The sequence below is a fragment of the Pseudomonadota bacterium genome (assembly GCA_027620075.1).
Classification (GTDB): Bacteria; Pseudomonadota; Alphaproteobacteria; order Rickettsiales; family UBA6187; genus 1-14-0-20-39-49.
In genome coordinates this window covers 216,348-232,802 of record JAQCEY010000001.1, presented here as the reverse complement: position 1 = coordinate 232,802, position 16,455 = coordinate 216,348, and the positions used below count along the sequence as shown (strand labels likewise).

10 protein-coding genes are annotated in these 16,455 nt (G+C 39.0%); 9 read left to right on the top strand and 1 reads right to left on the bottom strand.

Features of this window, described 5'->3' with window-relative positions:
* Positions 1-8: 8 nt before the first annotated feature.
* The 7 genes from O2942_01295 to O2942_01265 all read left to right on the top strand — a co-directional run bounded on the left by O2942_01295 (position 9) and on the right by O2942_01265 (position 7,699).
* Positions 9-974 (top strand): CvpA family protein, encoded by a 966-nt coding sequence (locus tag O2942_01295; protein MDA0780883.1) that lies wholly within the window; start codon positions 9-11, stop codon positions 972-974.
* Positions 961-2,430, top strand: coding sequence for an amidophosphoribosyltransferase (gene purF, locus O2942_01290; protein ID MDA0780882.1), 1,470 nt, complete (start codon positions 961-963; stop codon positions 2,428-2,430). The genes O2942_01295 and purF overlap by 14 nt, the downstream gene beginning before the upstream one ends.
* A gap of 1 nt (position 2,431) precedes the next feature.
* A complete protein-coding gene (locus tag O2942_01285; GenBank protein ID MDA0780881.1) occupies positions 2,432-3,139 on the top strand; it encodes an SDR family NAD(P)-dependent oxidoreductase in 708 nt (235 codons plus the stop codon).
* Between the two features lie 481 nt (positions 3,140-3,620).
* The gene (gene argS, locus O2942_01280) at positions 3,621-5,372 is read left to right on the top strand and encodes an arginine--tRNA ligase (GenBank protein ID MDA0780880.1); all 1,752 of its coding nucleotides are present in this window, start codon (positions 3,621-3,623) and stop codon (positions 5,370-5,372) included.
* A gap of 2 nt (positions 5,373-5,374) precedes the next feature.
* Complete coding sequence (locus tag O2942_01275; GenBank protein MDA0780879.1) at positions 5,375-6,322, top strand: SPOR domain-containing protein; 948 nt, start codon at positions 5,375-5,377, stop codon at positions 6,320-6,322.
* Positions 6,309-7,313, top strand: a complete 1,005-nt coding sequence (gene nagZ, locus O2942_01270) for a beta-N-acetylhexosaminidase (protein MDA0780878.1) — start codon at positions 6,309-6,311, stop codon at positions 7,311-7,313. Before O2942_01275 ends, nagZ begins: the two co-directional genes overlap by 14 nt.
* Positions 7,314-7,393: 80 nt before the next feature.
* Positions 7,394-7,699 carry a DUF2312 domain-containing protein gene (locus O2942_01265; protein ID MDA0780877.1) on the top strand — a complete coding sequence of 102 codons (306 nt, stop codon included), beginning with the start codon at positions 7,394-7,396 and terminating at the stop codon, positions 7,697-7,699.
* 60 nt (positions 7,700-7,759) lie between these two features.
* Here the strand turns inward: O2942_01265 and O2942_01260 are convergent, their stop codons facing one another.
* Positions 7,760-7,948 carry a YdcH family protein gene (locus O2942_01260; GenBank protein MDA0780876.1) on the bottom strand — a complete coding sequence of 63 codons (189 nt, stop codon included), beginning with the start codon at positions 7,946-7,948 and terminating at the stop codon, positions 7,760-7,762.
* Between the two features lie 154 nt (positions 7,949-8,102).
* Between O2942_01260 and O2942_01255 the strand changes: the two genes are divergently transcribed.
* Positions 8,103-8,672 (top strand): UbiX family flavin prenyltransferase, encoded by a 570-nt coding sequence (locus O2942_01255; GenBank protein MDA0780875.1) that lies wholly within the window; start codon positions 8,103-8,105, stop codon positions 8,670-8,672.
* Positions 8,673-8,972: 300 nt separating this feature from the next.
* Positions 8,973-16,442 carry an Ig-like domain-containing protein gene (locus O2942_01250; GenBank protein MDA0780874.1) on the top strand — a complete coding sequence of 2,490 codons (7,470 nt, stop codon included), beginning with the start codon at positions 8,973-8,975 and terminating at the stop codon, positions 16,440-16,442.
* Positions 16,443-16,455: the final 13 nt, after the last annotated feature.

Genomic DNA, 16,455 nt, shown 5'->3' with positions numbered 1-16,455 from the left:
ATATTTATATGGAACTTTCAGATTTAAACTGGTTTGACATCACAATAATCACAATAGTGTTTGTGTCGTCGCTACTTGCGTTTTTTCGCGGATTTATCAAGGCGTTGTTTTCATTGATAACGTGGCTTGGGTCTGCTGCTATAGCAATTTATTTTGCACCTTTTTTTGAAGAATATCTTAAAAATTTCATTGCAAATGAAACGGTAACGAAAGTAGCATCGATTTTAATTATATTCTTAGTGGTATTTACCATACTTGCTATCATTAACTCTAAAATACTTTTTTTAATACGTTCTTATCGAAAAAGTTTCTTTGATAAAACATTGGGACTGGCTTTCGGTTTTGCCAGAGGTGTTTTAATCGTCTGTCTTGCATTTTTCTGCATGAAAACCGTGTCGGAAATGATAGAGTTCGGAGGGGTGGAAAAAGGAGGCACAAAAAGATATGGTCCGGGATTCCTCGTTGATGCAAAAACATATAATGTTCTCAACTATTCAACTGAAATCATTTTGGCAACATTGCCTGACGGTTTGCAGGAATATATGGTTGAGCGTGTTTCCGAAGTAAAGGATAGGGTTGTAAAATCTATGGCGGACGGCGGTACGAAAGACGCAGTTCCAAGGGCATTAAACAAAGATGAAATGAAAGTAATGGCAAAAATAAAGTCAGCCATACCTGAAAAAGCTTACGAGAAAATAAAGACCAAGTACGAAGCTAAAGGTGACGACCTTTCCGAATTAGATAAAATGTCTATTTTCAGGGATATTTTGAATACTTATAGCGAGTCTTTGGCAAATGGGGAGATATCGGAAGAGGACGCTGTGTTGGCGGAAGACTTTGACATGTTGAAAAATATTGTAAACGGCACTCAAATTGAAAATAAAGAGTTGCCACAAGAGGACGGGACGGGGTATAAGCAGCTAAATATTAAGCAGTTAGACCGTCTTGTTGATACTGTGAATGAAGGTGAATAAGGTTTTTATGATAGATGACTATATAAATGGGGACTCATTAAATGAAGAATGTGGGGTTTTCGGTATATATTCTAATCCTGACGCAGCGGCTCATACGGCACTGGGGCTACACGCCTTGCAGCATAGAGGGCAAGAGGCGGCAGGCATAATATCTTTTAATCAGGGGCAGTTTTTTAGCCATAAAGCCATAGGCAGGGTAGGCGATAATTTCAGCTCAAAAGAGGTTATTGACGAATTAAAAGGCGACATTGCTATCGGTCACGTCAGATACTCTACATCAGGGGGAAAGCAGGCAAGAAATATACAGCCGGTTTTTGCCGAGTTCAGTTTCGGTGGAATGGCAATAGCCCATAACGGCAATCTTACTAATGCACTTACCTTACGTAAAGAACTGATACAAAGCGGTGCAATATTCCAATCAACTATGGATACGGAAATATTTATCCATTTAATCGCTAATAGCACAATGTCTAAAGCCTTAGACCGTTTGACGGAGGTATTAAGCAGGGTTGAAGGTGCTTATTCGTTGGTTGCTATGACGCAGAAAAAATTAATAGGCGCACGTGACCCTCTTGGGGTAAGACCGTTATCTTTAGGGCGTTTAGGCGATTCATATATAATAGCCTCCGAAACATGTGCTTTCGATATAATCGGAGCTAAGTTCGAACGGGATATTGAACCGGGTGAAATAGTCGTTATTGACAAAGACGGCTTACACTCCACAAAACCTTTCGGTGATAAAAAACCTCGTTTTTGCATTTTTGAATATGTCTATTTTTCCAGGCCGGATAGTGTAGTTGAAGGAAGAAACGTTTATAACGTCAGAAAAAACATAGGAAGAGAACTGGCTAAAGAAAGTTCCGTTAAGGCAGATTTGGTAGTACCGGTACCAGATTCGGGAGTTCCTGCGGCAATCGGATATGCTGAGGAAGCCGGGCTTCCGTTTGAACTGGGAATTATAAGGAATCACTATATCGGGCGTACATTTATCGAGCCTACCGATCAGGTTAGGAATCTTGGCGTTAAGCTGAAGCATAATGCTAATTCCGAAGTTTTAAAAGGCAAAGAAGTCATTCTTATTGATGATAGTATCGTAAGGGGAACTACTTCCAAAAAAATTGTAGCGATGGTTCGTGAGGCGGGAGCTACGAAAATACATATGAGAATTGCTAGCCCTCCGACAATAGGCCCTTGCTATTACGGGGTTGATACTCCGGAAAAAGAAAAGCTTATAGCAGCTAACAATTCGGTGGAGGAGATTGCCAAAATCATAGGCGTTGATTCTCTAAAGTTCTTGTCTGTTGACGGTTTGTACAGAGCAAGCGGTTATGATGCCAGAAATAACGAATGCCCTCAATTTTGTGATGCATGTTTTACAGATGATTATCCTATTCAGGTTGCCGATTTAGGCGAAACTTCACAGTTGCCGCTGTTTCAAGATACAAGAAAGGCGTAAAATGACTAAACGGTTAGATGGTAAAATTGCATTAGTTACGGGTGCTTCCCGAGGAATAGGAGCGGCAGTTGCTATAAAATACGCAGAAGAAGGGGCACATGTAATAATTGCCGCAAGAACTGCTACAGCCTTAGAATCGGTTGACGATGAAATAAAAAAAATTAACGGTAACTGCATTATTGTGCCTGTCGATTTAACCGAATATCAAAAGATTGATCAGCTAGGAGCGTTAATATATGAGCGTTTCGGGAAGCTGGATATTATTGTAAGTAATGCTGCACAGTTGGGACATTTAAGCCCTTTGCATCAAATAGATAGCAAGGTTTGGGAAAAAATCATAGCGTTGAATATGACGGCAAACTATCGGATATTGCGAAGTATGGATCCGTTATTAAGAATGTCGGATTCCGGCAGGGGAATATTTGTAACTTCGGCAGTTGTACAAAATGACTCTCCTTACTGGGGTGCTTATGCGGTAAGTAAGGCAGGATTGGAAAAGCTGGTAAAAACATATGCTGCGGAAGTAAGGCAGTCAAATATAAGGGTAAACTTAGTTGATCCGGGGCAGGTGGATACAAAGATGCTTGCCGAAGCTATGCCCGGACTTGATATGTCGAATATAAAAAAGCCGAACGAGATTACGGAAATTTTTGTTCAGCTTGCGGAGAGTTCTTTTGACAAGAACGGTGAAATATTTAAAGCACAATAATTTCTACAGAAGCTTCTGCAAAATGGTTGTAAAGTTGAAATCTTAGTCCCCTCTCCCTTTAGTAGAAGGTTAGGAAGAGGGGGGAGTTTCAACAAAAACAGTATATTGCAATTAAAGCATATGTTGAAAAATCCTTTACCCCAACCCTCTCTTGGAGGGGACGATACATACAGCTATAACAAACGCTTGCTAGTTTCTACCCCTCACAAAACACTTCGTGTTTTTAACTCTCCCTCAAGGGGAGAGTAGTTTTTTTGACTTTTGCAGAGGCTTCTATAATACAATTTGTAATAAATATATGGTGAACACTACCTGAAACAATCAATAATTGTTTGTTTTTATAAATAATTAAGTATATTAAATTTAAAATGAATGACTTCATAAAATGTGGTTAGGCTGATAATTTTTGTCGTGCTGAATTTATTCGGGTAGTTTAGGTGCGGCAATAGAGGCGTAAAATTAAATTAAAAAGGTTTGTTTAGTGAATATATTCAAGATATTGCATGTTGAAATAGAGGAGATTTTACATCAGTTGGTTTTAGAAGGTGTTATTCCTTCAGGCATTTCTTTTTCGGCAGTTACCGCTGAGCCTCCGCGTGATGCAAGTCATGGCGATGTTGCTACGAATGCGGCTATGGTAATTTCCAAAGCTGCGAAAAAAAAACCTTTTGAACTGGCAGATGTTATTTCTAAAAAACTTGAACATGTAAATATGGTCGATTCGGTAAGTACCGCAGGTCCAGGATTTATAAATATTAAATTAAAGCCTTATATTTGGCAGGACGTACTTCTTGGTATTATTGAAGAAGGTATCGGCTACGGCAATTCTAATATGGGAAAGAACGAGAAAGTTAACATTGAATATGTTTCGGCCAATCCGACGGGACCTATGCATATAGGGCACTGCAGAGGTGCCGTTTATGGTGATGCACTTGCTTTGTTGTTATTTAAAGCCGGATATAATGTTACAAAAGAATATTACATAAATGACGCAGGTTCGCAAATAGATGTATTGGCAAAATCTGCATATTTAAGGTACAGGGAAGCTTTGGGTGAGAATATCGGTGAAATTCCGGAAGGTTTGTATCCGGGTGAATATCTGAAAGTTGTAGGCGAGTCATTAGCTCAGGAATATGAAAAAGACCTGATTGGTAAAAAAGAAGATAAATGGTTGCCTATAGTTAGAGAATTTGCGGTATATACAATGATATCCCTTATTAAAAACGATCTGGCTGCACTTGGTATAACCCACGATGTATTTACTTCTGAAAAAGACATACAGGATAGCGGCAAAGTTGAAAAAGGTTTAAAACTATTAGAAGAAAGAGGGCTTATATATAAAGGTATCCTTGAAGCTCCTAAAGGTAAGCAGCCTGACGACTGGGAGCCTAGAGAGCAGACATTGTTCAAATCAACGCAGTTCGGTGATGATATTGACAGGGCAATAAAGAAATCTGACGGTAGCTATACTTATTTTGCCGCTGATATTGCCTATCATCTGGATAAGTATGAACGTGGTTTCAACAAAATGGTAATAGTGCTTGGTGCAGACCATGGCGGTTATGTAAAGAGGCTAAAATCAGTTGTGAAAGCAATTAGTGACGGCAATGCGGAAATTGATGTTAAAATATCACAGCTTGTTAATTTTATGGATGACGGCAAGCCTGTTAAAATGTCTAAGAGAGCAGGCACGTTTACTACCGTGCGTGATGTGCTAGATGAAGTGGGAAAAGACGTAATACGTTTTATAATGCTTACACGTAAAAATGATGCCGTATTGGATTTTGATTTAAAACTTGTTAAAGAACAATCTAAAGATAACCCTGTTTTCTATGTGCAGTATGCATGTGCAAGAGCTAACTCGGTTATCAGGAATGCAACTGAGGAATGTCCTGAAGCCGTTGAGATGGCAAAGGGAATAAATAGAGATATGCTTGCAAAACTTGATTCACAAGAAGAAATAGCTTTAATAAGAATAATGGCACAGTGGCCGAGGATTGTTGAGGCGGCGGCATCTGCAAATGAGCCGCATAGAGTAGCTTTTTACCTACAGGAACTGGCGTCACATTTCCATGCATTGTGGAATAAAGGTAAAGACGATGAGGTTTTGAGATTTATTTTAAAAAATAATCCTGAAATTACGGCTGCAAGATTGATTTTATTAAAATCTATGATTAATGTAATAAGTTCGGGTTTGTTTATTTTTAACATTGAACCGGTTAGAGAAATGTAATTATGGAATTTAATAGAGATAAGTTAAAAACCGAGCTATTAAAAAACTTTGACGATACACCAAAGCAGCAAGTTTCTATGGAAAAAAGACCTGAAATCGATTTGGAATCCGAGCCGGGAATACCTATAAAAATATTACTACCTTTAGCGGTTATAATCGGTATTGTAGGCGGTGTATATGCTTGGAAAAGCGGAAAGCTATCCTTCGATTCGACGTGGAATGGAGAGGCTGTCGTAATCAAGGCGGACACAACCCCTATAAGGGTAAAACCGGAAGAACCCGGCGGTATGTATATTGCTAACCGTGATAAGCTGATATATGAGACTATTTCAGATAAAGACGATAACTCTTTGCCAAAGGTGGTAAAAATACTGCCAAGACATGAAGAGCCTATTGAGCGTGAGGATATAGCCGAAAAAGCAGAGGAACTGTTTGCCAGCTTACCGTCAATAATAGTTGAGCAGAAACCAGAGGAAACGGTTCAGGAAACCGTTGTTGCTAAAAATGAAAATCGTGAAATTCCTGAAGTCATAAAAAAACAAGAGCTTTTATCTTCTGATGTTAATGTGGTTGCATCTGACATAAAAGAGCCTGTTGAACAGGTAAAAAACGATTCAGAATCAATTACGGTTGATGATATAAAAAATGTGCCGACACCTTCTATCAGGTCAAGGGGTGTTGTGGAGCCGAAAAAATCAAATAACGGTGTTATTGTACAGTTGGGTTCTTTCAGAACAGAGGGTGATGTTGAAAAGAACTGGCAAATCATAAAGAAAAAACACGGTTCACTTTTAGGTGAGCTACAGTTAAATACACAAAAGGCAGATTTGGGTGATAAAGGTATTTTCTATCGTTTAAGAGTCGGAAGTCTTAGTAATGAGTCTGATGCCAGAACATTATGTAAAAAACTAATAGAACAAAAGCAGGGGTGTTTCGTTGTTAAAAAGTAATGCTGTTATATTCGGAATAGAAGGAAAGGAAGTTTCTTCTAGGGAGAAAGATTTTTTTAAAGATGTAAAACCGATAGGTTTTATATTATTTGCCCGGAATATTGATAATCCCGAACAGGTAAAAGAATTAGTTCAGGATTTAAAATCTGTTGTCGGTTGGGATTGTCCGGTACTGATAGACCAAGAGGGGGGGAGGGTATCCAGACTTAAGCCTCCGCACTGGAGAAATTCTCCGCCTATGAGCGTTTTTGCCCAACTAGCCGCAACGGACATAAAAAAAGCGGAGCAAGCTTCTTATCTAAACTCACGCATTATAGGTAAGGAATTATTCGATCTGGGAATTAATGTTGATTGTGCGCCCGTATGTGACCTGTTATTTGATGATGCCCATAATATTATAGGTGATAGGAGCTTCGGCTCCGATGTTGAAATTGTAACAAGGCTTGCAAGAAAGTCCGCACAGGGGTTTTTAGATAGCGGCATTTTGCCTGTAATAAAACATATTCCGGGGCATGGAAGAGCGTTGTCCGATAGCCACCTTGAGCTTCCGATAGTAGATGCAACGGTTGAAGAGTTGTATGAATCTGATTTTAAGGTGTTTAAAAATCTGTGCAATATGCCTTGGGCAATGACAGCACATATATTATATAAAGCCATTGATGATAAGAAGCCCGCCACCTTGTCCCATAATTTAATTAGTATTATTCGAAATGAAATAGGGTTTAAAGGCTTTTTGATATCTGACGATTTATCAATGGAGGCTTTACAGGGAAGTTTCGCTTCCAGAACAAGGGAATCTATAAATGCCGGTTGTGATGCAGTGTTGCACTGTAACGGGAGCATGGAGGAAATGGTCGAAATTGCCGACAATGTGGGTGAACTTTCAGGAATGGCTAGAAAACGCCTTGAAGATAGTATGCACCTTATAGCATCTTGCAGTAATGATTATTCTGATGAAGAAGAGCAATATGAAGAATTATTTGTATGCTAATAACTTATTTTAGTTTTACAATGCGTTTAAAATGTTTATCTTCTTTTGGTTATTAAAATTAAATATATAAGGAGTCATGTATGTCATCTTTCTATGGAGGTCTATCGGCTGAACATCTTAAACAGTTTGTTGAGCGTCTTGAACGTTTGGAAGAAGAGAAAAAGAATATTGCGGAGGATTTAAAAGAAGTTTTTGCTGAAGCTAAAGGTGCGGGTTTTGATGTAAAAATAATACGTCAAATTCTGAAAATAAGAAAAATCGAGGCAAATGAACTGGAAGAACAGGAATATTTACTAGACACCTATAAGCGTGCTTTGGGTATGCTTCCTGAGTTGGACGAAGATCCGGCACCAAAAGAGGTTGCTTCACAAGAGCAGGCGGCATAATAAAAAAAGGGGAGTTTTTAACTCCCCCTTAAATTAACATTCGTAGATTACAGAAAATGCTCACGCAGCTTTCTTAAAATCACCTACATTGCTTCGAAGTAGCTTGATTTCATCTTTGAGCAATAACTTCTGCTTTTTTATTCTTGATATTTCCGTTGTCGGTAGGTGATGTATATAAGCGTTGTGTAATTCCTCTTCTAATTGCTTATGTTTTTCGTTTAGTGTCTTAATGTGAGTAGTTATAGACATTTATACCTCCTTAGGTTTGTTAATTGATTAACTAACGGATATAAATGGTAACACAATTTTTTGTGGATTAAAATAATAAATGACACTATTTTCCTAAAAAAAATATAAATTACATGTATTTAATATTCGTTATTTCTATTAAAGTGGATCTATTGTGAAAGAAAAAAAAATTATAATTGCTATAAGTGGTGCATCAGGTGCTATTTACGGAATAAGGCTACTTGAAGTACTAAAGGAAATTAATATAGAAACTCATCTTATAATAAGTAAAGCAGCGAGAATTACTATAAGTCAGGAAACTAAATACAAAGTGTCCGATATTGAGAAGCTTGCCGATAAGAATTATAATATAGAAGATATAGGTGCTGCCATATCCAGCGGTTCATTTAATACTATGGGTATGATTGTTGCACCCTGCTCAATAAAAACTATGTCGGAGATATGTACCGGAGTTACTTCCAACCTGATAAGCAGGGCTGCCGATGTAATATTAAAAGAAAGACGTAAGCTTATCCTTGCCGTTAGGGAAACGCCGTTCCATTTAGGGCATCTGCGTACAATGACCGCGTTAACTGAAATGGGAGCTATTATAGTTCCGCCCCTACCTGCTTTTTATCCTAAGCCGGAGACCGTTGAAGAAATAGTGGATCATAGCGTAGGGAGGCTGTTGGATATTTTTCAAATTGAAAATAACCTTGTAAAAAGATGGGGTGGATTAAGCTAAATTGTAATCAGCGTTCTTATATATTACCTTTGGTAGAATTATTGATAATTTTATTTAAAAAATGCATATAATATACTGCAATTTAAAATTGAAAATAGTTCTTGATATTATTAGTTAAATTTAATCCCGTTAAATCCCGAAACAATACACCTGATACTAAAGTGATACAAAATTTGCCTGATTTTGTATTTTATCCTTGCTATTTGTATGTTTTTTGTGTATAAACCATCCAAACTTTAAAAAATTAACTATAATGTTGGGGTTAGTATCTTGAGTACGAATAAAAAAGTATTTTTTCCATTGGAAGATAGAATTGTATTAGATGCGGCAGCTTTGGCAGTTGCAACTGATAACTTAAATGATGATAATCATAACGTAAATGATTACTCAAACAGTGATACGAATGATAACAATGCTAATCCACATCCGCTGGATAGTATTGTAAACGGCGTAGCTCCTTTAGCAAATAACCGAGTTGTTATAGTTGATGAAAGGTCGGATCCAGACAGCGAAATCCGTAATTACTTAGAGCAAAATAATGTTATTGTACATACTATTAAGGCGGATCAGGACGGCGTTAAAGAAATCTCGTCTATACTTGAGCAATACCAAACCGTCGAAACTTTAGATATAATATCGCATGGTGATGAAGGTGAGTTGCACCTCGGTAATGCCATATTAGATAACTCCACAATCGATCAGTATTATCAGGAGCTGCAAAACTGGGCTAAAAGCTTTACCGACACGGCGGACATAATGATATATGGTTGCGATGTAGCCTCCGGTATAGACGGTGTTCACTTTGTAGAGCGTATTTCGCAAATTACCGGCACGGATATTGCGTCATCTGATGATGTAACAGGAAAGTCCGGTGATTGGACGTTGGAGTATTTTATAGGTGATGTGGATTCCGGTCTGATAATCGATTCAAATGCTGATATTGATGTTGACCTAAAAGGCAAAAGTAAAGACGGTGGCAGCAAGAACAAAGCTCCCGAGGTAGAGGATATTAAAGTTAAGACCTCTTCTGATACAAATATATCAATTACGCTTGAAGGTATTGATGATAAAGATGAAAGTCAGTTAACTTTCTCATTTATTGAGTTGCCTGATTCTAATGAGGGTAAATTCCTATTAAACGGTACTACGATACAACTAGGTGATGAAATATCGTATGATGACAGAGATGATATAATATTTGACCCTGCCGCTAATTTTGACGGAAAGGCTAAAGCTAAATATGTAGCTACCGATGCCGATGGAGCTAAAAGTAAGTATGGCAAGATATATGTTGAAGTAGCAGAGGGACAAGGCGGTAAAAATTCAGACCCTATAGCTAAAAATGACAGCATTAATGTTGATGAGGATAGTTCGAAAACGATAAACGTACTTGCTAACGATTCCGATCCTGACGGTGATAATATTATAATTGAGTCGGTTACTTATGGTCAGCATGGTTCTACGCAGATAGTAAACGGTAAGATAGTTTACACACCGAATCCTGATTACCATGGAAATGATACGTTTAAATACACTATAAGCGACGGTAAAGGCGGTAAGGATACGGCTACCGTAACAGTGTGTGTAAAACCTATAAATGACGCTCCCGATGCGAAGAACGACACAGCTACTACCAATAAGAATAACGCTAAAACAATAAACGTACTTTCTAACGATACCGATATTGACGGCGATACTTTAACTATTGAACCGACCACTCAAGGTTCTAACGGAAACGTGCAGATAGTAAACGGTAAAATAGTTTATACTCCTAACAATAACTTTAGCGGTACGGATACCTTCCATTACACGATAAATGATGGAAATGGCGGCACCGATACTGCAAAAGTAACTGTTACCGTAACACATGTTAATGTAAATCCTGACGCTCAGAATGATAATGTTGATGCGTATGAGAATGTTCCCGTTTCTATAAACGTACTTGCTAATGATACTGACGGTGATGGCGATTCTTTAACTATAGCATCGGTAACCAACGGTAATAACGGAACTGCCGAGATAGTAAACGGACTGGTTCTTTACACTCCGAATCAAGGTTTTTCAGGTACTGACACATTCACATATACGGTAAATGATGGTAATGGAGGAACTGACACTGCTACGGTAACTGTTGATGTTTGCCCTAATCCTGATATGCATTTCTCCGATGCATTCACAATAGGTCTGGGTGAGGATTTTGTTTTTGCCTCTGACGATCCGCTATTTTCTACTGAAGACTTCAAATCGGATGAAAACTATCTGATTGGTGTTGACCTTGAAACTATTGGTTCGCCGCATAATGTTTCTATAGACCAAAGCTTATTGGATAATGGCTCCGTAGTTATTCACAAGGGTGCTAACGGAACTAACTCACTATGGTTCAAAGGTAAGGGTGATGACATACTTGCCGCACTACAAACATTAAAGTTTACATCATCTTCAAATGATTCAACAAATGAAACTATAGTTGCATGTGCATTCAGAGAGATTCCCGGAGAAGGCTTTAAGCACGTGGACATCAATTATATTGATGCAATAATCAATAGCTCTGTTGCAGCAAATGATGACACTTTAAAGGCATTTGAAGATACGCCTTTAACGATAAATCCTGACGACCTATTGGCTAATGATGATGGAAACGGCTCAATAGTAAGCTTTACGCAGCCTTCCAACGGTACTATCACCGAAGACGTTAACGGTAATTTAGTTTATACTCCTAAACCTGACTTTAACGGAACCGATACATTTACATATACCATATCAACCGGTCAGGGTAATTATTCTAACAACCTTATCATAAATGGCAGCTTTGAAGCTGACAATGTAAGCGACCATAACGGTGCATGGGAAGTTTACCCTAACGGAATAACAGGATGGCAAACCGATATAGGTGCCGGAATTGAGATTCAGACCGGAAATACAGGTGGTATAGGTGCTACTGACGGAAATCAAAAAGTTGAGCTAGACTCGCATTTTGCCGATGATACTAACAGTAATATGTACCAAGATGTTGATGTAAGTAATGCCAATGATGAGTTGCTTCTTCAGTTCGACTATTCGGCTCGTAATTATGGCGATACTGCTGCAAGCAGTGTTATAGAAGTTTACTGGGACGGTGAATTGCTAGATACTATAACTGCCGCTGCGAGCGGGTGGAAGACATACAGCTACAATGTTTCAACAGTCGGTAAGGATACTGCAAGATTAGAGTTCAGGGCAGATGGAACCGATGATACTTACGGCGGTTTAATAGATAACGTCAAATTGTTGGATTCAAACCCTTCAACTTCTACCGCTACTGTAACGATTGAAGTATGCCCTGTAAATGATGCTCCTGTTGCCGGTGATGATTCGATTACAACTGCTGAAGACACACCTGTATTAATTGATGTTCTTAATAACGATGATGATATTGACGGTGATACGTTAACTATCGTTTCGGTAACAGACGGTCAAAACGGCACTGTTGTAATAGAAAACGGTCAGGTGAAATATACACCTTATGCCGATTTTGTAGGAACCGACACATTCACATATACTGTTGAAGACGGAAACGGCGGAACCGATACGGCTACTGTAACTGTAGAAGTTACTCCGGTAAATGACGCTCCTGTTGCTAATACGGATAATGTTACTACAAATGAGGACACTCCTGTAGTTATAGACGTTCTTGCCAATGATGATGATGTTGACGGTGATACGTTAACTATCGTTTCGGTAACAGACGGTCAAAACGGCACTGTTGTAATAGAAAGCGGTCAGGTAAAATACACACCTAATGCTGATTTCAACGGTAACGATTCGTTCACTTATACTATAACTGACGGCAATGGCGAGACAAGCACCGGTACGGTTAATGTTACTGTTAATCCGATAAATGATGCACCTTTAGCTGAAGATGATACTGTAACTACGGATGAAGATACTCCGATAACTATTGATGTGTTATCAAATGATGACGATGTTGATGGTGATGCATTAACAATCACTTCAGTGTCAAATCCTGCAAGCGGAATCGCACAGATAGTTAACGGGCAGATAAAATATACTCCTAATAATAACTTTAACGGTACGGACACATTTACTTATACGGTATCTGACGGTAATGGCGGCACGGATACGGCTACTGTAACCGTTAACGTGGATTCTTTAAATGATGCACCTGTTGCACTTGATGATGTTGTTGCCACATATGAAGATACTGCCGTAGCTATAAACGTATTAATCAATGATACTGACGCTGATTCAGATGCATTAACAATTACAGATGTAACTGACGGTGCAAACGGTACTGTTGTAATCGAAAACGGTCAGGTAAAATATACGCCTAACGCCGATTTCAACGGTGTAGATACATTTACTTATACTATATCAGATGGCAAAGGCGGAACTTCAACTGCTACGGTTACAGTACATGTATGCCCAGTAGCTGACAATCTGCAAGCACATGATGACAGCTATACCGCAAATGACGGTGATAACCTGACTTCCGAGCTAATAACCGGGGAAGACACTCCGCTAGATATACAAGTATCCGACCTATTGGAAAATGATGAGGGAGTACACTTACTTCCTGCTTCTGCAAAAGTAATTATTGAATCTACTCCTGCTAACGGAACTCTTTATTTGGTTGACGGTCAGAATATGACTCAGCTAAATAACGGCGACATGGTTGGCACTAATGCAACAATCAGGTTTGTGCCTAATCAGGGTGTAGACGGTATTGATAATTTCCAATATTCAATTCATGTACCGTATGAAGCTTTTGATAGTTTAGCTGATTACCAAACTCCGACTCTCGGTTCTCCGAACGGTAACGGAATGGACGCTGTTGTAGTTACCGATCCGGGTGAGCATGAGGTATCTGTTTCGTTTGTAAGCAAATCTGCCGGATTTAATAATACTCTCGGCTACTATATATATGATTGTGACGGTAATATCGTAGAAACTGATGTTATCTGGTCAAAAATATCAGGTTCTCAGCCTGATTCGGTTATCGGAAATCTGGCTGAAGGGCATTTCTTAGGGTTTTTCCTTGCTGCCGACGGTGGTGATACCGGATTAAATGATGCTTCGGAAATAAGATTTGTTGATGCTAACGGTCAGCCTGCGAATTACAATGGGGCAGTAGCCGGACAAAGCCAGTTTAATCTTCAATATAAAGACTCTAACGATAACTGGGTTGACTTTAATGCCGGTGCAGATAAAGGTGTATTCCATAGTAATGCTGCCGAATTAAACCCTAACGGTCTTGAGCATGTTGTTACCGGAAAAGTTGATGTAAACGGTCAAAGCAAGTTACAGGTTACTTTTGAAGACCTTTATGTTAACTCGGATTGGGACGCAAATGACCTTACATTCTTGGTAAATGTTGCCGACCAAACCAGCAATGTGGCAAATGTTACTATTAATGTAGAGAACACTAATGATGCTCCTGTTGCCAACAAAGATAATGCTACAACATTAGAAGATGTTGCAATATTAATCGATGTGCTTGATAACGATACTGATGCTGACGGTGATACGTTAACTATCACTTCGGTAACAAATGGCACTAACGGCACCGTAGTAATCGAAAACGGTCAGGTAAAATATACTCCTAATGCTAATTTCTACGGTCAGGATAGTTTCACATATACAATTGACGACGGTAACGGTGAAACATCTACCGGAACTGTAAAGGTAAACGTTCTACCTATTAATGATGCTCCGGTGGCTAATCCTGATAATGTTACAACCGATGAAGACACTCCTGTAGAAATAGATGTTTTAGCAAACGATACTGATATAGAAGGTGACACTTTGACTCTACAGTCGGTTTCTCACGGTTCACATGGAACGGTAACCATAGTAAACGGGAAAGCCGTATATACTCCTGATGCTGATTTTGTAGGAACAGACACATTCACTTATGCAGTATCAGACGGCGGCACCGAGACTCATACAGGCACTGTAACCGTAACGGTTAATCCTGTAAATGATGCTCCTGTTGCACTTGATGATGTGGCTACAACCGATGAGGAGACTCCTGTTGTTATAGACGTTCTTGCCAATGATGAAGATGTTGACGGTGATACGTTGTCTATCGTTTCGGTAACTGACGGCTCAAACGGCACTGTTGTGATTGAAAACGGTCAGGTTAAATACACTCCTAATGCGGATTTCAACGGTGTAGATACATTTACATATACTATCACTGACGGCACCGAGACTCATACAGGCACTGTAACCGTAACGGTTAATCCTGTAAATGATGCTCCTGTTGCACTTGATGACTTTGCTATTACCGATGAGGACGTTCCTGTAACGATAGATGTGCTTGCCAATGATTTTGATGTTGACGGCGATACTATTCAGATTGACTTTGTAACAAACGGTAATAACGGAACTACGCAAGTTGTAAACGGTGAAGTGATATATACTCCTAATCCTAACTTCTTCGGTACGGATACATTTACTACTTATGTAATTACTGACGGACAGGGCGGTTTTGCTCAGGCTAATGTTGAAGTTACGGTTCTCCCTGTTAATGACAATCCTGTAGCGGTTGATGATTCGGCATTTACTTCAGAAAATACCGCAGTATCGGTTGATGTTGTTGACAATGACACTGATATTGAAGGTGATACATTAAGTTTACAGTCGGTAACTAATGGTGCGAACGGTACTGTTGCCATAGTAAACGGTGAAGCGGTTTATACTCCTAACCAAGGATTCTCCGGCACGGATACATTTACTTATGTGGTTTCTGACGGCAATGGAGGTACTGATACCGGTACGGTTACAGTAGAGGTTGTTTCTTCAGAAGAAGCACCGATTGCAAGACCTGATTCGGCGACAACCGTTCAGGGGCAGTCAATAACTATTAACGTACTTGCCAATGATAATGATGTTGACGGAACAATTGTCGATGTTATCCCTGTAAATCAGCCTAGCCACGGTACTATTACCGTTAATCCTAACGGTTCGATAGTTTATAACCCGAACGGAGGATTTTCAGGTACGGATACCTTTACTTACAGAGTGATTGATAATGACAATAATACGTCATTACCTGCTCTTGTTACGGTAACGGTAAAACCGCTTACATTGCCTGATTTCGGTCCGGGTACAAATGATGAGGATGATTCCGACGGAACGCCTGAAACATCAAATAACTCATTAAATCCGGGAAAACTTGGTGATATAGGTAGTTACGACCCTTATGGAAAAATAAGTAATTTTGATTACTCCGACTATGCGTTAAGACTTGTATTTGAATTACCTGATGTGGTTAAGAAGTCTGAAGGCTCTCAAACATTCGGTATTCCAAGAGCAAGCTTTGAGCATAGGGACGATAAAGAAATAAAATTCGAGGCATTAATGGCCGACGGATCAGACTTACCTGCATGGATGGAGTTTGATGCGGATAAAGGTGAATTTAAAATATCACCTCCTGATCTGCCGAATGAGAATTTCGAAATTTTAGTTACGGCTAAAGACGATGAAGGCAATGAAGCCGAATCAACATTCACGCTAATATTACTTGATGAAAATAATATTGCATTCTTGGAGGAAGAAAACGGTGAGAATGAGGAAGATGAAGATATCTCGGAAAATTCTACACCTGTGGATGCCGCTTTTGAAGCTTTATTAAAAGAATTTAATGAGTTTACTAAGCATGAGTTTAATGATGGATTTGTTCCATTTTCTAAACAATTAAATAATAATTTAAAAACTGAGTTGGATAGTCGTGCTCTTGAACTTATCAAGAACATGTACGCCGCTTAAAAAGTGAGGACTA